A 24,037-nucleotide genomic window follows, 5' to 3' on the forward strand; every position below is an offset into this window, starting at 1 on the left:
ATTTTATCCGTATTTTTCAGCTAATGTTCTAAAAGAAAAAAACACCTGTAGAACATTAAACTGTCCCACAGGTGTTTTTTAATCCTGTTGCCATGTCTTGGCCCGGCTCCTAAATTGCTATAATTTATGGCCTGATCAGTTTGTACTGTAGATTTGTATGCAGTGCAAAGAGATTTTTATATATTATATTTAAGAACCATTAATTAGGTTACTTTATATGAACAAACAAATTAAGTTTTATTAAAAATTAATGAGCATATTCCAGAGAATATGCTCATTATACCTATTTAAGAGATAAAATTTTTAACGATAAATTCCAATGTCTTTTCTGCAGTAGCTATCTTTAAATTTTACAAATTCAACATTTCTATAAGCTACTTCTCTAGCTTCCTCTAATGTTTTACCAGAACCAACAACAGAAAGAACTCTCCCACCATTAGTTTTAATCTTTCCATCTTCTAGTTTAGCACCTGCTAAAAACACGTTATCCTTAACACTTTCATCTATAGTTATTTCATAACCTTTTTCAAAACTTCCTGGATACCCCTTTGAAGCAAGAACAACATTTATACAAACCTCATTCTTCCACTTAACAACAGTTTCACTTAGTTTTTCATTCATTGCTGCTTCAATTACTTCAAATAAATCACTTTCCATTAAACTTAATACAGATTGTGTTTCTGGATCGCCCATTCTTACATTGTATTCAAGTAAATATGTTCCCTTATTTGTAATCATAAGACCAAAGAATATAATTCCTTTAAAATCAAACTTTTCAGCTTGAATTCCTTCTAAAGTTTTAGCCATTATATTCTCTTCAAATTCTTTCATAACTTCATTGGTTACATATGGATTTGGTGCTAAAACTCCCATTCCACCAGTATTAGGTCCCTTACCACCATCAAAGATTTGCTTATGGTCCTTAGCTGATATAAATGGTATTATTGCTTTTCCATCTGTAATAGAAAGAATTGAAGCTTCAACTCCATCTAGAAATTCTTCTATAACAACCTTTTGTCCAGCACCATTAAATATATCATCTATCATATAAGAATTAAGTGCTTCCTTTGCATCATCTTTTGTTTCACAAATTGCAACACCTTTTCCAGCTGCTAATCCATCAGCCTTAATAACTACAGGATAAGAGCAATTTTCTATATATGATAAAGCAGGTTCTATTTCTGTAAATACTTCATATTCAGCAGTTTTAACTCCATATTTTTTCATAAATTCCTTAGAAAAACTTTTACTTCCTTCAAGTTGTGCTCCAGCTTTATCAGGTCCAAATATTCTAAGACCTTCTGACTTGAATTTATCTGTAATTCCCTTAGTTAATGGGTCTTCTGGACCTACTATTGTAAGGTAAATATCATTCTCTTTAACAAACTTAACCAATTCATCAAAATCTGTTATATTAATATTTTCACATTTATTTTCTACAGCAGAACCACCATTCCCTGGTGCTACATAAATTTTATCAACCTTTGAGCTCTTTGAAAGTTTCCAAGCAATTGCATGTTCCCTTCCACCAGAACCTATTAAAAGTAGTTTCATAAAATATCCTCCAAAATTCTAGTGTTTAAAGTGTCTAAGACCAGTAAATACCATAGCAATACCATGTTCATTACACGCATCTATAGACTCTTGATCTCTCATAGATCCACCTGGTTGAATAATTGCTTTGATTCCAGCCTTTGCAGCCTGGTCTACTACATCTCTAAATGGGAAAAACGCATCAGAAGCTAATATAGTAGCTCCAACCCCTCTTTTTAAAGCATCTTCTGTTGGCCATATTCTATTAACTTGACCTCCACCAATTCCAAGGGCTACAGAATCCTTAGCAACAACTATTGCATTAGATTTAACATATTTAACAACCTTCATTCCAAATAATAAATCATTCATTTCTTCTTCAGTTGGTTGCTTTTCAGTTACAACTTTTATTTGATCTAAAAGCTTTTTATCTTCCTCTTGTACTAAGATACCACCATCAACAGTAACCATATACTTGTCATCTTGAGGAGCCTTCTTTACTTTTAATACTCTTAAATTCTTTTTAGTCTTTAATACTTCAAGTGCATCTTCATCATATTCTGGAGCTGCAATTACTTCTAAGAATATCTTAACCATTTCCTCTGCAGTTCTCTTATCAACCTTTCTATTAAAGGCAACTATTCCACCAAATATTGAAGTTGGATCTACATTGTAAGCTTTCATATAAGCTTCATATGCATCCTCCCCAATAGCAACCCCACATGGAGTATTATGTTTTAAAGCACAACATGATGGTTCTTCAAACTCATTTGCACATTTCCATGCTATGTCCATATCTTTAAAGTTGTTGTAAGATAATTCCTTACCATTTAATACATCAAAAGTATTCATAGCTCCATCAACTGTAGTTGATTCATAAAAAGCAGCACTTTGATGTGAATTTTCCCCATACCTTAAGCCTTGTTTCTTTTTTAATGAAACTGAAAGATATTCAGGATATTCTTCTTCTCCTTCTAACATAAAGTTAGAAATAGCAGCATCATATGCACTCATAAGATTAAATACTTTTCCTGCTAATCTTTTCTTAGTCTTAAAAGAAACTTCTCCAGATTTCATTTCTTCTATAACAACAGCATAATCCTTTTTGTCTGATATAACTACTACATCTTGAAAATTCTTAGCTGCTGCTCTTAGCATTGTTGGGCCACCGATATCAATAAATTCAACCTTTTCTTCAAAGCTTAAATCTTCCTTTACCTTTTCAAAAAATGGATAAAGGTTAACTACAACATAATCTATTGTGTGTATTTCTCTAGATTTTAAAGTATCCATATGCTCATTATTATCTCTTATAGCTAAGATTCCAGCATGTACAAGTGGATGTAAAGTTTTAACTCTTCCATCTAGCATTTCTGGGAAATTTGTAACTTCATTAACTTCTATTACATCTAATCCATTTTCCTTTAAATGCTTATATGTTCCGCCAGTTGATATTATTTCAATATCTTGTGACACTAAAAATTTTGCAAAGTCTAATACTCCATCTTTATCAAATACACTAATTAAAGCTCTTTTTTTCAAAATAAAGGCCTCCTTTTATTCTTCTATCTTCACTCTTTTATTAATAATTTTAACTCTATTTTCTGAAATTAATTTAATTGCTTCAGGTAATAATAAATGTTCTTTTTCTAAAATTCTCTTTTGAAGTGTTTCAGCTGTATCTTCAAAATAAACTGGTACTGCCTCTTGTAAAATAATTGCTCCCCCATCTACTTCATTATTTACAAAGTGGACTGTACATCCTGAATATTTAACACCTTTATCAATTGCTGCCTCATGTACTTTCAATCCATACATGCCAGGTCCACAAAATGATGGAATTAGAGATGGATGAATATTTATCATCTTATTGCTAAATTTATTTAAAAGCTCTCCATTTAAAATAGATAAATATCCAGCCAATACTATTAAATCAACATTTCCATCTGTTAATTCTAAAATTTTATCTGATTGATGTTCCCCAAACTCTTTTCTGCTTATAACATGATATTCTATACCATGCTTCTTAGCTCTCTCTATAGCAAAAGCCCCTTCTTTACTACTTATTACCATTTTTATCTCACAGTTTAATTTTTCACTCTCAATTGCATCAATAATAGATTGAAGGTCTGTTCCTCCCCCGGAAACAAGAACTGCTATTTTAAACAAACACCTTCACCTCCAGATGTTACATGACCTATTTCGTAAGCTTTTTCACCCATTTCAAGTAAAGCTTTTTTAATAGGCTCAACATCTTTTTCATTAACACAAAGTACAAAGCCAATACCCATGTTAAATGTATTATACATATGATCTTTATTTACCCCAAGTTCTATCATCTTTTCAAAAATAGATGGAACTGGATAACTTTCTTTTCTAATAACTGCAGTTAATTCTCTTCCGTTAAACATTCTAGGAACATTTTCGATAAAACCGCCTCCAGTTATATGTGACATTCCTTTAATTTCATATTTCTTTAAGAGTTCAAGAACTGGCTTTACATAAATTTTAGTTGGGGTAATTAATTTTTTCCAAATTTCCTTACCTTCAAATTCCATATCTAAATCTGTAAATATCTTTCTTACTAGTGAAAATCCATTTGAATGAACTCCTGAAGAAGCAATTCCAATAAGTTTATCTCCTTCTTTAATTTTAGTTCCATCAATTATATCATCTTTATCAGCAATACCTACTGCAAAACCTGCTATATCATAATCTCCTTCTTTGTAAAACCCTGGCATCTCTGCTGTTTCTCCACCAACAAGAGCACAATCTGATTGAACACAACCTTCTGAAACACCTTTAACCAAGTCTGCAGCAACTTCTGCCTCAAGCTTTCCACAAGCTATATAATCTAAGAAAAATAACGGTTTAGCTCCATGACAAAGTATGTCATTTACACACATAGCAACACAGTCAATACCAACTGTATCATACTTCTTTTTCTTACATGCTATATCAAGCTTTGTACCAACTCCATCAGTTCCTGATACTAAAACTGGTTTTTTATATCCTTCTGGAAGCTCAACCATACCTGCAAAGCTACCAAGTCCATTAAGAACATATTTACTCATAGTTCTAGCAGCATAATCTTTAATAAGTTTTACTGACTTATAACCTTCTTCTATATTAACTCCTGATTCCTTATAAGTTATCATTTAATTATCCTACCTTTCAAGATGATCTTTTGATGTTTCAATTGGAGTTGCTACTGGATACTTTCCACTAAAGCAACCTACACAGAACCCTTCTTTTCCTTCAAAGCACTTATACATGCCTTCCATAGTTAAATATCCTAAAGAATCTGCCCCAATCATATTTCCTATTTCAGAAACAGTGTAATTTGCTCCAACAAGCTCACTTCTATATGGTGTATCTATTCCAAAATAGCATGGATATTTAACTACTGGAGAAGCTACTAGAAAATGTACTTCTTTTGCACCAGCTCTTCTTAAGGATTCTACTAGATGCTTAGATGTTGTTCCCCTAACTATAGAATCATCAATAAGTATTACTCTCTTACCATTTACATTAACCTTCAATGGATTCAATTTTACAGCAACAGCCTTTTCTCTTATCTCTTGAGAAGGTGATATAAATGTTCTACCAACATATCTATTTTTAACAAATCCAATATCATATGGAACACCAGATGCTTTGGAATATCCTATTGCTGCAGGAATTCCTGAATCTGGAACTGCTACTACTAAATCTGCATCTATATTATGCTCTTTATATAATTGTTCTCCTGACTTAATTCTTGTATTATAAACATCAAGTCCATCAATCATAGAGTCTGGTCTCGCAAAATATATATATTCAAAAGCACATGTTTGACACCCTGCATCTTCGGAGTACTGGAATGATTCTATTCCTGATTCATTTATTATTATCATTTCACCAGGTTTAACATCTCTAACATACTCAGCACCTACAGCATCAAGAGCACAGCTTTCAGAGGCTAAAACATAAGCATTATCAACTTTTCCTATACAAAGAGGCCTTATTCCATGTGGATCTCTTGCTCCAATAAGTTTATCTTTTGTAGCAATTACCATAGCAAAACTTCCTCTAATCGCTTGCATTGCATCAGTTACTGCTCTTTCTATACCCTTTTTAGCTCCTCTAGCGATTAAAGTAGCTATAACTTCTGAATCTATTGAAGTATGGAATATATGACCACCTTCTTCAAGTAATTCTCTTATTACATCAGCATTAACTAAGTTTCCATTATGAGCTAAAGCTATTGAACCAAGTTTTGAATTAGCTAAAAGTGGTTGAGAATTTTCTACTGTATTAGCACCTGTTGTAGAATATCTTACATGCCCTATAGCAACATGACCTTTTAATTTTTCTAAATCTTTTGGACTAAATGCTTCTGTTATTAATCCTAACCCTTTATGCATCTCAATCTTTTCTCCATCACCAACGGCTATCCCAGCACTTTCTTGACCTCTATGTTGAAGTGCATATAATCCGTAGTATGTCATTCCTGCTACATCTAAAGGTGTACTTGAGAAAACCCCAAATACACCACATTCATCTTTAAATTTATCCAGACTAGGATCTAATATTAAATTAAAATCTGAATTTGTCATTAATTATTCTCCTTTAATTCTGTTTAATATTTCTATGTATGCACCTTCTACATTACCCATATCTCTTCTAAATCTATCTTTATCAAGCTTTTCACCAGTTGTTGCATCCCAGAATCTACATGTATCTGGAGATATTTCATCAGCTAAAACTATTTCTCCATTAGGTAATTTACCAAATTCTATTTTAAAGTCAATTAAGTTTATATTTAATTTTGAGAAGAATTCTTTTAATAAATCATTTATTTTTGTTGTCATATCAAGGATTATCTTTATTTCTTCAAAAGTAGCTGCTCCAATTGCAACTGCATGATAAGAATTTATTAATGGGTCTCCTAGTTCATCATCTTTGTAAGAGAATTCAAATACAGTTGTCTTTAACTTGTATCCTTCTTCAAGACCTAATCTCTTAGCCATTGAACCTGCTGCAACATTTCTAACTATAACTTCTAATGGTACTATTTCTACCTTTTTGCAAAGTTGTTCTCTATCATTTAATTTCTCAATAAAATGAGTCTTTATACCATTTTTATTTAACATTTCAAAAATCATTGTTGTAATAGCATTATTTAAAACGCCTTTATTATCTATTTGAGCTTTTTTCTCTCCATTAAAAGCTGTTGCATCATCTTTATAATAAACGATAACTTCATCTTCCTTTTCAGTTCTATATATTTTCTTTGCTTTTCCTTCATACATCATTTCTAATTTTTCCATTACAGTTCTACTCCCTCTCCATTTTCAATTATAAATTTTTCTTTCATTTTTAATCTAGCTTCTATTAGCTTTTCTTTTATATCTGGATATTTTAATGATAAAATTTGTACTGCTAATAATCCTGCATTGTAACTATTATTTATTCCAACTGTAGCTACAGGAATTGATTTTGGCATTTGTACTATAGATAGCAAAGAATCCATTCCTTCAAGTGCAGCTTTTACTGGTATTCCTATAACAGGTAATGTAGTTTTTGAAGCTATTACTCCTGGCAAATGAGCTGCAAGACCAGCTCCTGCTATTATAACTTCACAACCTTCTTTTTCTATTTTTTCAATAGTTTCAACTAACTTTTCTGGTACTCTGTGAGCAGATAATATGAATGCCTTATACTCAACACCATATTCTTTTAAAGCGTTAGCTGCACCTTTCATAACATCTGTATCTGATTTACTTCCAAAAAATATTGCAACTTTCATAAAATATCCTCCTGTTTATTTAAAATAATTAACTCCTGCTTTAAATAGCTTTTGATCAAATTCACCTGGTATATTTCTATATAAATCTGTACCAATTCTCTCAGAGTGTCCCATCTTACCAAATATTCTTCCATCTGGACTAGTTATCCCTTCAATTCCAAGCATAGATCCATTTGGGTTATATGGCATATCTAAAGAAACTTCTCCATCAAAATCAACATATTGTGTTGCAATTTGGCCATTAACTTCTAATTCTTTAAGTAAGCTTTCTGGTGCTACAAATCTTCCTTCACCATGTGATATAGCTATTGTATGAATATCTTCTAAGTTTACCTCACTAAGCCATGGAGATTTAATTGAAGTAATTTTTGTTCTTACATGAGATGACATATGTCTATTTATATTGTTATAAGTTAATGTAGCCATGTCTTCTTCTATATCTTTAATTTCACCATAAGGTAGTAATCCTAGTTTTATTAAAGCTTGGAAGCCATTACAGATTCCTAGTATTAACCCATCCCTATTATTTAGTAAATCCATTACTGCATTTTTAATTTTTTCATTTCTAAATACAGTAGCTATAAACTTACCTGAACCATCTGGCTCATCTCCAGCTGAGAAACCACCTGGAATCATTATTATTTGAGCTGTTTTAATTTCCTCAGCTAACTTTTCAATTGATTCTGTTAAAATTTCTTTATTTAAATTTCTTAAAATAACTTGCTTAACTTCTGCACCTTCTCTTAAAAATGATTTTGCACAGTCATCTTCACAATTGTTCCCTGGGAAAACTGGAATCACAACTTTTGGTTTTGCAATTTTTACTTTTGGAGAAATTGTATTTCTCTTATTAAAACTTGCCACATTTACTTTTTCATTTGTTTCTTCTGTTTTTATTGTAAATACTGGACTTAATTTTTCTTCTAAGGCTTTATCAAGTTCTGTGATCTCAATGTTAAATCCATAATCATTAACTCTAATTACTTCTTCTTCTAAAGTTTTACCTATTACTTTATATAAACACTCTTTAAATTCTTCTTGAATATTTACATTTGCAGATACTTCTAATAAAATGCTTCCATAATTTAAGCCAAATAACTCTTCTTTAGAAAGATTATCAACCTCTGCACCAATTCTATTTCCTAAAGACATTTTAGTAATAGATTCAGCTGCACCACCAAATTTGATAGTTGAAGCTGAAATTACCTTTTTAGCCCCTATAAGTTCATATAATACCTCTAAGTTCTTTTTAAACTTATCCATATTAATTGTTCCATCCTCTAGCTTTTCTGCCTGAAGTAAAATTAATGTGCTATTAGTTTCCTTAAACTCTGGACTAATAATTCTATTAGCTTTTTCATAACCTACTGCAAATGATACTAAACTTGGTGGAACATCTATATCTTCAAAGCTTCCAGACATAGAATCTTTCCCGCCTATTGCAGGTATTCCTAAATCTTCTTGTGCTTTATATGCACCAAGCAATGCTGCAAAAGGTTTACCCCATCTCTCTGATTTCTTTCCTAATCTTTCAAAATACTCTTGAAATGTAAGTCTTGCTCTTTTATAATCTCCACCCATGGCAGCAAGCTTTGCCACTGATTCTATTACAGAATAGAAAGCCATATGGTAGGGACTCCACGTTCCAAGATCTGGATTAAACCCAAAAGTCATTAAAGATGCATCTTTACTTTCACCATAAAATACTGGAATTTTTGCTGCCATACCTTCTGCTGGTGTTTTTGCATATTTACCCCCAAATGGTGCAAGTACTGTTCCAGCTCCTATAGTTGAATCAAACATTTCAACTAATCCTTTTTGAGAAGCAACATTTAATTCATGTAAGTTTTCTATCCATGTTGATTTAACATCTACATCTTTTACTTCATAAGGGTATTCTTTTGGTGCAACTACCTTAACATTAGTTTTTTGAGTAGCTCCATTTGTATCTAAGAAACTTCTCTTTATATCAACTATGTTATCTCCTCTCCAAAAAAGTCTTAATCTTTCTGTGTCAGTAACCTTTGCTACAACTACAGCTTCTAAATTTTCTTCTGAAGAAAGTTCTATAAATCTATTTGCTAAGCTGTTATCAACAACAACAGCCATTCTCTCTTGTGATTCTGAAACTGCTAGTTCTGTTCCATCTAACCCTTCATACTTTTTAGGAACCTTATCTAAATCTATATCTAGACCTCTACAAAGTTCTCCAATAGCTACTGATACTCCACCAGCACCAAAGTCATTACATCTCTTTATCATCTTTGCTACTTCTGGATTTCTAAATAATCTTTGAATCTTTCTTTCTGTAGGAGGATTACCCTTTTGTACTTCTGCTCCACAATCATTTATAGAATCTTCTGTATGTTCCTTTGATGAACCAGTAGCACCACCTACACCATCTCTTCCTGTTCTTCCTCCAAGAAGGATTATAACGTCCCCTACCTTTGGTTCTTCTCTAACTACATTTTCCTTTGGTGCTGCTGCTATAACTGCACCAACTTCCATTCTCTTTGCAACATAGTTTGGATGATAAACTTCTGCTACTTGCCCTGTAGCAAGACCAATTTGGTTACCATATGAACTATATCCATGAGCTGCTTTTAAAGTAATTGTTCTTTGAGGTAACTTTCCTTTCATTGTATCTTCAACAGGTACTGTAGGATCTGCTGCTCCTGTAACTCTCATAGCTTGGTATACAAAAGTTCTTCCTGAAAGTGGATCACGAATTGCTCCACCAAGACATGTAGCAGCACCACCAAAAGGTTCAATTTCTGTTGGATGATTATGAGTTTCGTTTTTAAACATTAAAAGGTATTTTTCTATTCCTTTATTTGTTTCTACATTAACATTTATAGAACAAGCATTTATTTCATCAGAAACATCTAAATCCTCTAGCATTCCTTTTTTTCTCATTTCCTTCATTGAAATAACTGCTAAATCCATTAGTGTTATATCTCTATCTGTTTTTCCATAAACATAATCTCTTGAGTTTATGTAAGCTTCATAACTCTTTTTTATTGGAATAGTGAATTTATTTTCTTCGATTTCAACTTCTTCTATTTTAGTTGAGAAAGTAGTATGTCTACAATGATCTGACCAATAAGTATCTATTACTTTAATTTCAGTTATAGTTGGTTGTCTCATTTCTTCTTTAAAGTAATCTCTTATCATAATAAGATCATCTATACTCATTGCAAGACCTAATTCTTTATGTAAATCTTCTAAATCTTTTAAATCACTTTCAATAAATCCATTTAAGATTTGTACATCTTTAGGTATGTTAGTTGGAGACTCAAGTTCTTTTGAATCTATCTCCACTTCTCTTGAATCAACTGGATTAATGTGATAATTTTTAATTTTATCCACATCATCATCTGATAAGTTACCATTTAATATAATGATCTTTGATGATTTTACTTGAATTCTATCTTCTTCAGTTAATATCTGAAAACACTCTGATGCTGAATCAGCTCTTTGATCATACTGCCCCGGTAGGTATTCAACTCCAAATGCTATATCTCCATCTTTAAGTGGTAAATTTTCTTCATATACTATATCCACTGTAAGTTCTGAAAAAATTGTACACAAAGCTTTCTTATAATAATCTTCTGAAACATCTCCTAAAGTATATTTATTAATAACTCTAACATTTTCTAAGTTTTCAAGTCTTAAATTACTCTTAAAGTCATTTAGCAAACTCTTAGCTTCAACATCGAATCCTTTTTTCTTTTCGACGAATATGCATCTGATATTAGACATTTAAATACCTCCAAACATTAATTGTCATTTACGAATATTCTCTTATAAAATAATTTTATTTTTCGCATTTCTATATTTAGCTTAACATTCCAATTTATAAAAGTCAATAATCTAGTCGTTTTTTTCAGCATCATTCGTATATTACCGAATTATATAGCTTTAATTAAGTTTGATAATTCGTTTTTGCCGTTTTTTTTTATTTTCGTAGACGCTATAAGTATATTGACAATTTCAACTCTTAAATATAAAAAAAGCCAACAGCCTAAGCCGTCGGCAAGGAACCCTACGCGACCTTTATGGTCAATAATATTATTCACATGAAATTTAAGTTTTATTCCTCTCCAACTAATTCAAATCAATATAACGATTGTTTCTCAATTTTATTGAATAATTATTAGTAAAGTACAAAATATTATAAAGTAATATAATATTTCCTCATATTATATGTATATAAAATATTGACTTTTTATTTATGTAATGTATACTTTATATCGAGAAGTTTAATATATGGCAACTTATGGTTTACCATTAGTAAACTTTTTTTGATTTTTATATAAAATAATCTAATAAATTAGGAGGTATAGATATGGAATTATGGTATACAGAAAATCAAACAGATAATGTAAAATTTTCTATGAGAGTAAAGGAAACACTTTTTTCAAAAAAAAGCCCTTTCCAACAAATCGATGTAATAGATACATATGATTTTGGTAAAGTTTTAGTTATAGATGGCTGGACAATGATAACTGAGAAAGATGAATTTATATATCATGAAATGATTACTCACATTCCAATGACTGTTAATCCAAGCATAAAAAATGTTTTAGTAATAGGTGCTGGTGATGGAGGAACTGTTAGAGAACTTACAAGATTTCCATCTATTGAACACATAGATATGGTTGAACTAGATGAAGAAGTTGTAAATGCAGCTATTGAATGCTTACCTTTTACTTCTTGTAAATTAAAGGACGAAAAAGTTAGTCTTTATTTTGAAGATGGAATAAAATTTGTTGAAGGATTAGAAAATAAATATGATCTTATAATAGTAGATTCAACTGATCCAATAGGTCCTGGAGAAGGATTATTTACAGTGGATTTTTATAAAAACTGTTATAAAGCTTTAACTGAAAATGGAATTCTAGTAAATCAAGGTGAAAGTCCTTATTATGATATGAACCGAAGAGAAATGAAAAGATCTAATAAAAAACTTAAAGAGATTTTTCCAATTTGCGAAGTATATCAATATACTATTCCAACTTATCCTTCTGGATATTGGTTCTTTGGTTTTGCTTCAAAGAAGCTTCATCCTATTAAAGACTATGATGAAGATTATTACAAAAGTCTTAATCTTAAAGATAGATACTATAATAGCGAAGTTCATAAGGCAGCTTTTGCTTTACCAAACTATGTGAAAGAATTATTAGAAGATTAACCTTTGTTAGAGGTGCTATATCAAAAAAATATAGATGTAGCACCTTTTTAATTGTGTAAAATTTACTATATCTAAAACAAAATCTCCTCTATTTTTACAGAAACAATCTTGATTCAATCCTTTTATCATAATTGCTCCATTCATTTTCTGAAATTCCTTCTGATATAATTTGTATCTTATTCATAGTTGCATCAACATAATCAGCATAATGAACTACATATGCTTCTTCTGTTCTTGGAGGTATTGGGGAACCAAATTCTAATTTTCCATGATGCTGTACAATTATTGCCTTAATTCTTTCCATAAAGGTTTCAGAAAAAATTTCTTGATACTCCTTAAAAGCTCTTTCTACCATATTTACTCCCATTACTATATGACCTTCAAGGCTTCCCTTTAATGTATACTTAAAAGGTCCATTATACTCCATTTCATAAACTTTACCTATATCATGAATCTTAGCTCCAAGGATAGCAATTTCTTTATATCTACAATCATATCTATATGCTAGTGTTTTAGTCAAATACATAACATTTAATGTGTGTTCAGCCAGACCACCTAAATAGTTATGATGATTATATACTCCACCAATGGCATCTCTAAATTTCTCTATAAAATGTTCATTTTTAAAAAAATAATCATTTAAAGTTTTAGCTTCTTTTGATTTAAATTCCTCACAAGATATGTTTTCTATCTCATTCATTATATCTTCTATTGGTCTCTTCACAACTGGAAGAAAATCTTTAATTTCATACTTTTCTACAAATTCAAAGCTATCTGGCTTAAAAGGTTCAGAATATTGACCTTTTGCTAAAATTACATCTCCTTCTTTAATTTTTACTTTTTCACAGTTTATAACACACTTTATTTCCTTTGTATTATCTCCAGCATAAACCCATATAAGAGGATTTTTTAAATCAAGTATTTTATTTATCATCAAATACATTGAAACCTTTTCGCCCCACACATATTCACTAACTTTTTTGATTTTCATAACTCACACCTTCCTTACTTATTTAGTATGCCTAAAAAAAACTAAAAAATTATTTGTGAATAATAAAAAAAGCAGTAACTTTAGATTTCTCCATTTACTGCTTTTACATCTACTAATATTAAATGTTGCTTTTAATATCAATATTTTTATATCTTAATAACCTTACTTTTCTTTCTATATCCATTTCTTTATATATAGCCACTCTTAAATCTTTAGCTGCTTTACAATTTCTATCAACTAATAATATTTCATCAATTAATTTTAAAGCTTCACTATACTCTTTTAAATCTGTATGGCATAAAACTCTAAGCAAATATGCATCAATATTATTAGGTTTCGATTCTGTTACATCTTTATATATTTTACAAGCTTCTCTATAATATTGGTTTTCTTTTTCATTACTTAACATTCTATAACTTAGTGCTCTATAATAGTAAGCTGACATTAAATTTGAATTTTTCGAATCTTTTTCGCTTATTAAAACCTCTGAATTTTCAATAAGTTTATCATATTGTTTTGCCTTAAGATATTGATTCATAATACAGTATCTTGCTTCACGATCAACTTGTTCATCCTCATAAGAAATTGCTTCTTCTAAATATTTTATAGTATTTTGAGTATCCTTCTCTTCAGCATAAGATTTAGCTTTTTCAAAACTTAAATTTCTTAATTCTTCATTGTTTATTTTTTCTTCAACCTTAGCTAATGTATTTTCATATTCATTTAATAACTCATCAATTTTGACCTTATCCTGCTTTAACTTATCACTTTCTGGAAATAACATAATAGCATAATCTATTACTTTTTTAGCTTCTAAATATTTTTTCTTTATGAAATGTACTTTATACTTAATATGATATCCTTCGTCTACTAATGGATATTTACTAATAAATTTATCTAAATCTTCAATAGCTTTATCATAATTTTCATATTTTATTGAACCACATATATTATTTAATGCATACTCTACATTTAAATTTTCTCTCTCAATTTCCCTCATCATTTGCTTCTCTCTCCTTCTTAAGAATCTTATTTATAGTTAACTTTTTTTGTTTTAAGATCTTAATTTCCTCTGTTTAAATTCCTTAAATTCATTATATATTAAGCAAATACAAATTTCCTTCAAATATCCAATTTTGTGACTAAAGTCCTTTAATGTTAAGACAAAGGTCCTAAATCTCATAGGACTTTAGGGTATAAAAAAGCTGTATTAATGGATTAATATCCATCAGTACAGCTTTTTTATATGCTTCAATTTAAAAATTATAGCCTTTTATACTATGTTTTCTTAAAGTAAGAACTTCAAATTTCTCTCTAAAAGTACTCCTTCCTTAGTTTCATAATTATATTTAGAACTGTCATCTATACATTTACTTACAAAATTATGAGCAAATAATGCAGACTCATAAAGATTAGAACCTCTCAAAATTTTTCCTATTAATACAGATGTAAAAATATCTCCAGTTCCTGGATAAGATTTTCCTAACTTTTCTCTAAAAATAATTTTCAACTTTTCTCCATCATAAATTCCAACCCCTAAAAGTTTATCATTTTTTGAAGGAACACTAGTTATCACTATTTTTTTTGTACCAAAAGCTATTAATCCTTCACATATTCTTTTAAGTTTGGATTCTGTACAATCTTCAAAATAATCTTCTCCTGTTAAATAACACGCTTCTGTATAATTAGGTGTTATTATATCACTAAATGAAATTATTTTTTTTATGCTGTTTACATAGTCTAAATCAAAATTAGAATAGTACTTTCCCTGATCTCCAAAAATAGGGTCTAAAAAGACATTAGAACATTTATTTTCTTTTATAAATTTAATTGATGATTCAATTTCTTCTTTCCCACCCAAGTAACCTATAAATATAGAATTAAATTCAATTCCATTTTTCTTATAATGAGTATTACATCGTTCTATAAAACCTGAGAGCTTTACAACTTCAGGAGTTCCAAATCCACCAGTGTGTGTAGATAAAATCATAGTTGGTATTGGACATGCCTCTATCCCCATTATACTTAATATAGGTAAAACATTTGTTAATGCAGCTTTGCCTATTCCACTTAAATCATGTATGACTGCTACCCTCTTTACTGGTTTCATATAAAATACGCCTTCTTCCTTATTATGGTCAATTTCAAAATATATACTATATGTATTTAGCAATTAAGTCAATTCCCTTTTATAAAAAAACAAAAGATAGATTAAACCATTTTTAAGGTTCCATCTATCTTATCAATTAGTTCCTATTTTATTCATATCCGCAAAGGTTTTAATTTTGTTCATTTTTAGCAAAGAAACTTTATATTGATTAAACAATTGAATATAATACTTTTTCATCTCTTGTATTAAACCATCCTTGAAATTCTTCATATGCTTTATCAAAGCTTTCTTGTGAAGCATATGCAATTCCTAAATTAATATATGAATCCATATTTCTAGGATCTATTTCCTTTGCTTTTTCAAAACATTTAATAGCTTCTTCGTAATTTCCATTATCTATAAGTTTTAGACCTTCTTCATTTAATTCTGCAGCTCTTAAAGATTTTAATAACTCCATCTTAACAACCCTCTCTTTATTGTCATTATTCTTCATTTTTCTATTTTTTTAAAGTTGCCGAAACTTTTTTTAAGTTCTTTTTCTATAAATTTATTATATAATAAAAAAAATCTAAAATCTCGAGAATTACTGCTTTTATGACCATAGTCCTATTATTTAGCGACTATGGTCCTATTTTTATATAGAACTATAGTCCTATATATGAAATGAAGAAATATTCAAAATATATTTTTTTTATTTTTCTAAAAACCATTCTTGAAATACTTCATATGCTTTATCAAAATTATCTTGTGATGCATATGCAATTCCTAAATTTACATATGCATCAATAGCTTTGGGATCAATTTCTCTTGCTTTTTCAAAACATTTAATAGCTTCTTCATAATTTTCAGCTTCCATATAGATAGAGCCTTGCTCATTTAATTTAACCGCTTCTGAAAGCTTTATTACTTCCATTTTCTCTTCCATATTTTCTCCCCCTAAATCATCTAATCTTTAGTATAAGTTGAATTTACATTTTAGATTGTTAAAATTTTTGTTTATATTATGAATTGTGAATGAAAGTTGTAAGTTTAATATTCTTTTATAGCATAATTATATAATAAAAATATTAAATTTTCCCTAAAAATGCAAAAAATGTGACCATAGTCCTATAAATTAAAGACTATGGTCCTGCATTTCGTTCAAAATCGACATTTGATGTTTAACATAGATAATTCAAAAAACTATTTTCATTAACTTTATAATATTGTTTTGATTAGAATAAAGGACATATTCTCTGAATATGCCTTTTCATAAATATTTCTTTTCTAAGACTTACTTTTAAGTTAACATATAAGCAAGTTTGTTGAAATGAACATTCCTAGCTAAAAATTGTAAGTTAACTTTATCTTCTTCAAATTCCTCAATATATTCTGTTATGTTACATCTATTTAGGATTTCATCTTTGATAAGATAGTTTTCTTTATTTTCTATATATTTATTACATATAAATATATATTTACTTTCATCTGAACAATCCACATTAAAAAATAATGAATTTAATTTTAATCTATCTTCTCTACGTTGACCTGTAACTATCATAACTTTGTCAGAATAATTCATAAGCATAGACTTTTCTGCTGTAAGCTCAGTAGAAGAATCTACAATTATATAATCATATATTCTTGTTTCTTTAATCTTATCTATTAAAAATTTATAATCTGTAAGATTCACATTTAATGATGATAATGATTGTCTAAATGGCAATAGATAGTCAAAGCTATTGTTATCAACAACATCACTTAATGTATCTAAAATTCTATCATCCCTAGAAATCATAAGTCTATCAAACCCAGCTTTACAGTATTTTTCTTCTTGTGCAAAATAGAAACTTTGCAAACTGTCTGTAGATATGTAAAGTACTTTCTTATTCATAGCCATAAGTGCTGCTGCAATTCCAGTTCCTACTGTAGTTTTTCCACTTCCTCCACATGGAGAATAAAGCATAAGTACTCTTGTTTCTTCATTATTACTTACCGATTTTATAGATTTTGAAGCCCCTTTACTCATTACCTCAAGATATAACTTTTTAACACTTGTATGTTTATAGATTTTATGTATATTTGATCCTCCATAAACATCTTCAACTTCTTCTTCTGTTAAAATAAATGTATTCCCTATATCATGCTTTAAAAATTCATCTGAATATAAATCTTCACTAATTAATAAAACATCAATCTTTTTTGGAGAACTAAAATATTGTCCCAAATAATCTTCATCTGAAATAACCATTATATCTATTTCATCTTCTAATTCTTCAATAAACTTTAATTCTATTGGCATTAAATATTTTTCATCTAAATCAACTAACATTACTGATAACTTACTCATAATCCATCTCCTAATATTTTAAATTTCTATTTCCTTTACTAAGAAATCACAATTAGCGATACTTATTTTATCTCCAACGTTTATCTTAGTCATAACATTTTTTTGTAATTTTATTGAATTTACAAAAGTTCCATTCTTACTATCTACATCTTGAATATAATATTCATCATTTTTAACAGTTACTATACAATGAAGCCTGCTTACCGCTTTATTATCTATAATCCCATCAACCATGTATTTATTTGAACCTATTGCATATTCTTTTTTACTTATTACAAAACTTAACGGAACAGAAGTATTTATTCTTTTTAATACTAAAGCTTTTGAACCATCACCTTGGATTGATTCGCTTTTGTATTCTGGCATTTTAGGTTTAGCATTACTAATTATACTTGAATTTCTATTATCCACTGATTTTAAAAATGATTGCATCGAATCATTGGATATAGATAATGCTTTCATAAATGTTGTTGTTGTTTCATCCGCATTACTAACTGAACTTATTGAACTTATTGAACTTAAACTTTTCTTTTCCTCATCTGGTTTGGAAATAATTTTACTATTTGAAGCAATTCTACTATTTGAAAGTATTTTGCTATTAGCTCTCATTTCTTCTACTATAGAATTTTCTAAATCACCATAGTAATTTTCTACAACATCCATCTGAGCATGACTTTCAAGTGCTTTATTTAAAAATTTATCAAGGGAACCTAATAATGATTTGCCCTTTTTCTTATTTCTTTCTTCTATTTGAGAATCTGTATCCATAGAACCTACTATATCATCTTCAACTTCATCTGATACGATTTTTTTAGACATCTCTGCAACATTTACCACCTTTTTAGGATTTACCTTAGAAGTCATTTCCATACTTCTAATAAAATCTGTTGGTAATTCATTTGTAAATTCTACATTTTTGCCTTCAATTTTTTTAGATTCTACTTTTTTAGTTTCTACTTTCTTTGGTTCTACTCGTTTAGATTCTATTGGTTTAGATTCTACTTGCTTAGGTTTTACTTGTTTAGACTCTATATTTTGAGGTTCTACTTGCTTAGGCGTTATGTTTGAGATTGCTATATTTTCAGGAACTATATTTACAGGAGCTTTTTGAACTTTTTCTGCTTTTTCTTTATTATTTAATTCCTTTAATATATCATTTAATGATTTATCACTTATTAAATTATTTCTCAATATAGTTGCAGACTCTCCTCGAAAATTTCTATTAAGACTGATAGCCTGTATCATATTGTTTTTAAATTCTCTTATAAATATATCTTCCGAATCATTACCTTCATATTGTAATGGCAAATAAATCATATAAACATTTAAGTTAGTTGTATCTACATAAATATTGTTTATACTAGGATTTATGTTTTTGTATTGCATTAATCCTTTTTCACCAACGTTTATCACAATAGTTAACAATTTTGATACTACTGTTAAGAAACTATTCAAAGACATTTCCCTGGTTAAAGAAAGCAGATCTCTATATGATGAAATATCATATACTAATTTTAATTTTCCATTATGAGATATTTTCACACATTTAATAAAGCCATCTGTTTCTGCATTTCTTAAAACCTTATATTCTACATTTGAAAAAATTTCTTTATCTTCTAATGTATAATTAATACTATTTTGGTCACGACTTTCACTAATTAAAACTTTCATTTATTTTTCCCTCCTATATTTAAGCTCCATATATATATATTAGAATTATAACTTTTTTTATAATATTTTTCTTTAAATCTGAAGAAAATGTGACCTTAGTCCTATGATTTAAAGACCAAAGTCCTAAAAAATATCTCGAAACCTTTACATTTAATTACTTTATTGTTATAATACTGATTATATCCTTGGAATAACATGCCAAAATATACCTGGATTTAGTTTTAACTTTTAATTTAGATTTCTAAATTTTAAATTTATTATTCTCCTATCAAATAATATGAATTCATTTTTTCCTAAAATAAAAAACCGTCCCTTAATAAAAGAGACGGAAAATAACTAAGTCACCACTTTAATGCTACCAAACCTTAAAAAGTAAGTGCATATAAAACAATATATTTTTTACAATCAGGAAAATTTATTTAATGTTTATATTAACTTATTAAAATGTTTAGATTTACATAAATATGTTTTCTCCATTAATAACTTGCCATTCACCATCATGTCCACAAGAAAATGCACCTAATTGAAAATGTGCCATAGCTATTCCTAAATCAACATATTCATAGCCATGATTCTCCTTTATCACAAAAGCTTTCAATTTCCCATCAACAAATGAAAAAGCAATTGGCTGTTTATTCATAGCTGAAGGGGCCAAAATACTTGCGTCAATACCTGCTTTTATCCATGGAAGAACTTCACCATCACAACTAACTAATGTTTCATCAAAACTTTTATTTTTTCTATTTAATCTTGACACTAGTTTTTCTTTAAACGATTTCTCATCATTAACATCACCAACAGCTATTATACATACAACTTCTTCATTATCTGAAAGATTAACACTATTCTTGCAAGCTTTCTTATTATATGTTCCACCAATCCAACATGTCCCAAGTCCCAATCTAGTACATTCAAGTACAAGAAGCTCCCCATAGTAACCTATGTATTTTTTTAAATCTTGCATATACGAATCTCCAATTAACGCAATTAAAGAAGTTGCTCCACTTATCATTCCATAAGAAGCAGCAAATCCATTTAGTATATCAGATGCATTTTCAACAAATTTAATTCTAAGTCCGCTCTCTTCATTAATTGATTCAATCATAGCTTCTATATTATCTATTTTACTTCTTTCAATATCTCCTGATTCATATTTTCTTCTAGATGTTCTAATATTTATAGAATCCATCCACGCTTTATCTAACTTCATACTTTCCTCCTAAATTTATATATATACTACTCATTGTAAACTATTCTCTTGCAAAACACAAAACTTTTGTATTTTCTGAATTTTGCATCATTTATATAAATGAAAAAATTCCAAGAAAAATCTTAGAATTTTTTTTACTTATACATAACTCTATGAATATTTTATTTCTAACTTTTCCAATATATTAATATATTTTTCTCTATCCCCTGAATTTTCTTCTTCAAAAATTTCACACTGATTATTTATTTGTAATAAAGTTTCTGAAGATAATTGTTTTTCAGCAAATTTATATACAACTCCATCTTCCTTATCTATATGTCTTGTAAGTAAATTTGTATATGATATTGCACTACCAATTATATCAATCTTAGCCTCATCATTACCTGTTTTTAAAGATTCTAAAGCAGTACATAACTCACTGATATAAAGTCTTCCTAAATCATGTTCAACTAGCATCCCATGCTTAACAAGCTTTTCAGCAGTTAACCCAATTTCATCAACCATTCTATTAAAAAGAAGTTGTTCTTCTTTTCCATGGTGATGTTTATCTGCAAAATTTCTTATAAAATCTATTATAGAATAAAAATCTTCATAATTAACATCTTCACCTTCAACTATCTTATAACATACTTTTCTAACCACTAATAACATTCTTTTAATATATTTATGTTCATCAATCATTAGTTCTAGAGCATTCATAGTAATTGCCTCCTAAATTAATATATTATTTTCTTCTTATAGTCATAGATTCATTTTCTTCTAAATATTCAAATTCTTCATTTACGTTGGTTACAAAAGCTTTAACCCATAAACTTCTTAAATGATAGAAAAAGTCAACATCTCCTGATTCCTTCTCCCAAATATCTTTATGAACACATAAAGTTCTTACCCAAGTAACTTTATTTTCATCAGAATCAACAACTTCATTTACTCTATCACATGGCATCCCATCTAATATATAGTCATTTATTGCATTAAATAAATCTGGAGCTGTTTGAGCTTCTCCTCCATTTTCTTTTAATTCTTCAGCTGCCTTTATTCCTTGCTTTTCATATAAATCTTTTAATTTGTTCTTAGCTTCATCACCTTTTTTTAAAAATTCAGTAGTCCAAGCAGCCATTCTTCCTTCTGCTGAATGTATTTTTCCTTGAAGCCATCCATGTATGTTACTAGTATCAATCATATCTTCAAGTGGAAGATTCGGTGTTCTTTCACCATATTTTCCTTCTATAACTTTTCTTAAAGATTCTGTATCTAACCCTTCAACTTTAGCTAACTCTATGATTTCACTTTCTAAATTTTCAAACCATACAATTTTATTAAATAACCAATAATGTATCTTTCCTAAAAATAAACTCATTTCTTTTCCTCCTAATCTTAATGGTAATTATCCTTAATAATAGTATAGTACAAATATCTTATTTAATTCGGTAACATTTGTTACATCTAATTCCTTTATTCTATACTTTATGTGTTTAATAAATAAAAACAGCCACTTCATCCTAGCAGAGGATAAAATGACTGTTTATTATATAATTAATCCTTTATTTAGATGTAAAACCACAATATCCTATTTCATCACATCTCCTTTTCATATCTTCCCAAGTAGCCTTATCTTTTATAGATTCAATTGCTGTAGGATATAAAATATAATTTTCTTTAAATATGTGATCTCTTAAATTAAATATAATATATTTTGCTGTTTCATTTACATTTTTCTTAAATTCATTAAAATCCATTTCAGAAACACCATAAGATAAATCTCTTAGAATTTTTTTCTTTCCTCTTAAATCATCATGTTCCATTCTCATAATTCTAGTTGGCCCTGTTATTTTTCTATTCTCCATCTCTATGAACAATACATTTTCTTCACGTTCATGATGCTTTTCTGCATCTAGTATATTCTCTGAAACATTTTTCAACTCTTCAAAGATCTTTAAGTTTTCATCATATTTTTCTATTTTTTGAATTCTAGAATTTATTTCTTCAAGTTCTGTTAAAAATCCAAGAATTTTTTCATGCTCATCAATAAAAGTATAAACAACATGACCAGAATCTATATTGGTTTTAATTTTATTTAACTCATCTTTTAAGACTTCCATATGAATATCACAAAGGTGTCTTAAGTCCTGTGGATTCATACCTTTTTCTATTAAATTTTGTTCTGCTATTGAAAGTTCAACAGGACTTATATTTGAAACGATATCTAAAGCTTCTTTTCTTACTTCTTCTGTTATGCCTTCTTTATTTAATTTCTCCAAAACTTTAGTTAAATTATCTATTTTATTTTTATCCATATTTAGTTTCTCCTTATATTTAAATTTATAATTGTTATACTTAAATTCTAATAAAATTTAACTTATATGAATGTGATTTAAATCAAATATAGGCATATTTTTTTAACTGTTAAGTGAAAGATTCAAACTCTTTCACTTAACAATTTATTTTTTAGTAATTTCTATTCTCCAAACTTCTGGTCCCTGTTCTAAATAATTCCATTCAAATTGATTTGGAATCTCTACATTAAAATGATCATGTAGTGGACGAGGATCATGGTCATTTATAAGTTCCATTTTTTCTCCTGGAGCTAGACTTTCAAAAGTTCTAAATATTGTAGGACGTTTATCCTTTGGTTCATATTTTCTCACATCTACTGTTGCAGCAAAATTTGCCATACTTAATTCCTCCTCATTATGTTTTCAAAATATAGTATTTCTTTCATTTCTTATTTTAATGTAATTTATTATTATTTTCAGAGATAAAAAAGGCTATAAAAGATTTAATTATCCACCTTTCATAGCCCTAATAGTTTATTTTTTTGTAATGGCCACCCTCCATACTTCAGGACCTTCTTCTATATACTGCCACTCAAATTTATCTGCAAGTTCTATTAAAAATTGATAATGTACAACTCGTAAGTCATTGTCATTTATAATTTCAATTGTTTCCCCTGTTGTCAATCCAGTAAAATTTTCAGAAATTGTAGTATATTTATCTTTTACATCATAAAGCCTTACATCTATAGTTTTAATGAAATCAGACATACCTAACTTCTCCTAAATCTTTATATATATTATAAATATTATTTAAAATTTTTAATATGCATTTATATTAAAAATCTAAATATGTTTTTTAAATCCTTAAAAAAGTAAATTTAAATATACTAAAAATTATAAATTTGATTCTACTAGAATAAGTATTTGTATTC

The 24,037-nt window shown here is 28.8% G+C and carries 22 protein-coding genes and 1 riboswitch; of the genes, 1 reads left to right on the plus strand and 21 read right to left on the minus strand.

Translation table 11 applies throughout. The features are described from left to right. Positions 1–58: 58 nt before the first annotated feature. Positions 59–149: riboswitch (NiCo riboswitch) on the minus strand. Between the two features lie 154 nt (positions 150–303). Genes purD through NNC19_RS01645 form a run of 8 tightly spaced genes read right to left on the minus strand, consistent with a single transcriptional unit; the run spans position 304 to position 11,086 of the window. Then, positions 304–1,554: a phosphoribosylamine--glycine ligase gene (purD, locus tag NNC19_RS01610; protein WP_310936847.1), complete on the minus strand. Its 1,251-nt coding sequence runs from the start codon at positions 1,552–1,554 to the stop codon at positions 304–306. Positions 1,555–1,572: 18 nt separating this feature from the next. Then, on the minus strand, positions 1,573–3,075 hold the full coding sequence (purH, locus tag NNC19_RS01615; RefSeq protein ID WP_310936848.1) for a bifunctional phosphoribosylaminoimidazolecarboxamide formyltransferase/IMP cyclohydrolase: 1,503 nt from the start codon (positions 3,073–3,075) through the stop codon (positions 1,573–1,575). A gap of 15 nt (positions 3,076–3,090) precedes the next feature. After that, positions 3,091–3,702: a phosphoribosylglycinamide formyltransferase gene (purN, locus tag NNC19_RS01620; protein ID WP_310936849.1), complete on the minus strand. Its 612-nt coding sequence runs from the start codon at positions 3,700–3,702 to the stop codon at positions 3,091–3,093. Then, positions 3,690–4,691 carry a phosphoribosylformylglycinamidine cyclo-ligase gene (gene purM, locus NNC19_RS01625; protein WP_310936850.1) on the minus strand — a complete coding sequence of 334 codons (1,002 nt, stop codon included), beginning with the start codon at positions 4,689–4,691 and terminating at the stop codon, positions 3,690–3,692. Before purM ends, purN begins: the two co-directional genes overlap by 13 nt. Before the next feature lie 9 nt (positions 4,692–4,700). After that, positions 4,701–6,131 carry an amidophosphoribosyltransferase gene (gene purF, locus NNC19_RS01630; RefSeq protein WP_310936851.1) on the minus strand — a complete coding sequence of 477 codons (1,431 nt, stop codon included), beginning with the start codon at positions 6,129–6,131 and terminating at the stop codon, positions 4,701–4,703. A 3-nt stretch (positions 6,132–6,134) separates the two neighbouring features. Next, positions 6,135–6,845 (minus strand): phosphoribosylaminoimidazolesuccinocarboxamide synthase, encoded by a 711-nt coding sequence (gene purC / locus NNC19_RS01635; RefSeq protein WP_310936852.1) that lies wholly within the window; start codon positions 6,843–6,845, stop codon positions 6,135–6,137. Further along, positions 6,845–7,324 carry a 5-(carboxyamino)imidazole ribonucleotide mutase gene (purE, locus tag NNC19_RS01640; protein WP_310936853.1) on the minus strand — a complete coding sequence of 160 codons (480 nt, stop codon included), beginning with the start codon at positions 7,322–7,324 and terminating at the stop codon, positions 6,845–6,847. The genes purC and purE overlap by 1 nt, the downstream gene beginning before the upstream one ends. A gap of 15 nt (positions 7,325–7,339) precedes the next feature. Further along, the gene (locus NNC19_RS01645; protein ID WP_310936854.1) at positions 7,340–11,086 is read right to left on the minus strand and encodes a phosphoribosylformylglycinamidine synthase; all 3,747 of its coding nucleotides are present in this window, start codon (positions 11,084–11,086) and stop codon (positions 7,340–7,342) included. Between the two features lie 586 nt (positions 11,087–11,672). Between NNC19_RS01645 and speE the strand changes: the two genes are divergently transcribed. Then, positions 11,673–12,518: a polyamine aminopropyltransferase gene (gene speE, locus NNC19_RS01650; RefSeq protein WP_310936855.1), complete on the plus strand. Its 846-nt coding sequence runs from the start codon at positions 11,673–11,675 to the stop codon at positions 12,516–12,518. A gap of 94 nt (positions 12,519–12,612) precedes the next feature. On the opposite strand, the gene NNC19_RS01655 is transcribed toward speE, so the two are convergent. From NNC19_RS01655 to NNC19_RS01715, 13 genes are all read right to left on the minus strand, one after another. Next, positions 12,613–13,509: an HD domain-containing protein gene (locus NNC19_RS01655; protein ID WP_310936856.1), complete on the minus strand. Its 897-nt coding sequence runs from the start codon at positions 13,507–13,509 to the stop codon at positions 12,613–12,615. A gap of 118 nt (positions 13,510–13,627) precedes the next feature. Next, positions 13,628–14,512, minus strand: coding sequence for a tetratricopeptide repeat protein (locus tag NNC19_RS01660; RefSeq protein ID WP_310936857.1), 885 nt, complete (start codon positions 14,510–14,512; stop codon positions 13,628–13,630). A 285-nt stretch (positions 14,513–14,797) separates the two neighbouring features. Continuing rightward, entirely contained in the window at positions 14,798–15,619 is an 822-nt protein-coding gene (locus NNC19_RS01665) for a pyridoxamine kinase (RefSeq protein ID WP_310936858.1), read from the minus strand. Positions 15,620–15,827: 208 nt separating this feature from the next. After that, positions 15,828–16,076 (minus strand): tetratricopeptide repeat protein, encoded by a 249-nt coding sequence (locus NNC19_RS01670; RefSeq protein ID WP_310936859.1) that lies wholly within the window; start codon positions 16,074–16,076, stop codon positions 15,828–15,830. Between the two features lie 234 nt (positions 16,077–16,310). Beyond that, a complete protein-coding gene (locus NNC19_RS01675; protein WP_310936860.1) occupies positions 16,311–16,544 on the minus strand; it encodes a tetratricopeptide repeat protein in 234 nt (77 codons plus the stop codon). 354 nt (positions 16,545–16,898) lie between these two features. Continuing rightward, on the minus strand, positions 16,899–17,948 hold the full coding sequence (locus NNC19_RS01680; protein ID WP_310936861.1) for an AAA family ATPase: 1,050 nt from the start codon (positions 17,946–17,948) through the stop codon (positions 16,899–16,901). 18 nt (positions 17,949–17,966) lie between these two features. Beyond that, positions 17,967–19,619 (minus strand): FHA domain-containing protein, encoded by a 1,653-nt coding sequence (locus NNC19_RS01685; RefSeq protein WP_310936862.1) that lies wholly within the window; start codon positions 19,617–19,619, stop codon positions 17,967–17,969. Between the two features lie 454 nt (positions 19,620–20,073). Then, positions 20,074–20,829, minus strand: a complete 756-nt coding sequence (locus tag NNC19_RS01690) for a nitroreductase family protein (RefSeq protein WP_310936863.1) — start codon at positions 20,827–20,829, stop codon at positions 20,074–20,076. A 150-nt stretch (positions 20,830–20,979) separates the two neighbouring features. Beyond that, complete coding sequence (locus NNC19_RS01695) at positions 20,980–21,528, minus strand: hemerythrin domain-containing protein (protein ID WP_310936864.1); 549 nt, start codon at positions 21,526–21,528, stop codon at positions 20,980–20,982. A 25-nt stretch (positions 21,529–21,553) separates the two neighbouring features. Then, the gene (locus tag NNC19_RS01700; protein WP_310936865.1) at positions 21,554–22,189 is read right to left on the minus strand and encodes a hypothetical protein; all 636 of its coding nucleotides are present in this window, start codon (positions 22,187–22,189) and stop codon (positions 21,554–21,556) included. Between the two features lie 184 nt (positions 22,190–22,373). After that, entirely contained in the window at positions 22,374–23,126 is a 753-nt protein-coding gene (locus NNC19_RS01705; RefSeq protein WP_310936866.1) for a DUF438 domain-containing protein, read from the minus strand. A gap of 144 nt (positions 23,127–23,270) precedes the next feature. Next, the gene (locus tag NNC19_RS01710) at positions 23,271–23,504 is read right to left on the minus strand and encodes a DUF2249 domain-containing protein (RefSeq protein ID WP_310936867.1); all 234 of its coding nucleotides are present in this window, start codon (positions 23,502–23,504) and stop codon (positions 23,271–23,273) included. A gap of 135 nt (positions 23,505–23,639) precedes the next feature. Further along, positions 23,640–23,873: a DUF2249 domain-containing protein gene (locus NNC19_RS01715; RefSeq protein WP_310936868.1), complete on the minus strand. Its 234-nt coding sequence runs from the start codon at positions 23,871–23,873 to the stop codon at positions 23,640–23,642. Positions 23,874–24,037 lie beyond the last annotated feature (164 nt).

The organism is Clostridium sp. SHJSY1, assembly GCF_031626875.1.
In the GTDB taxonomy this organism is placed as follows: domain Bacteria; phylum Bacillota; class Clostridia; order Clostridiales; family Clostridiaceae; genus Clostridium.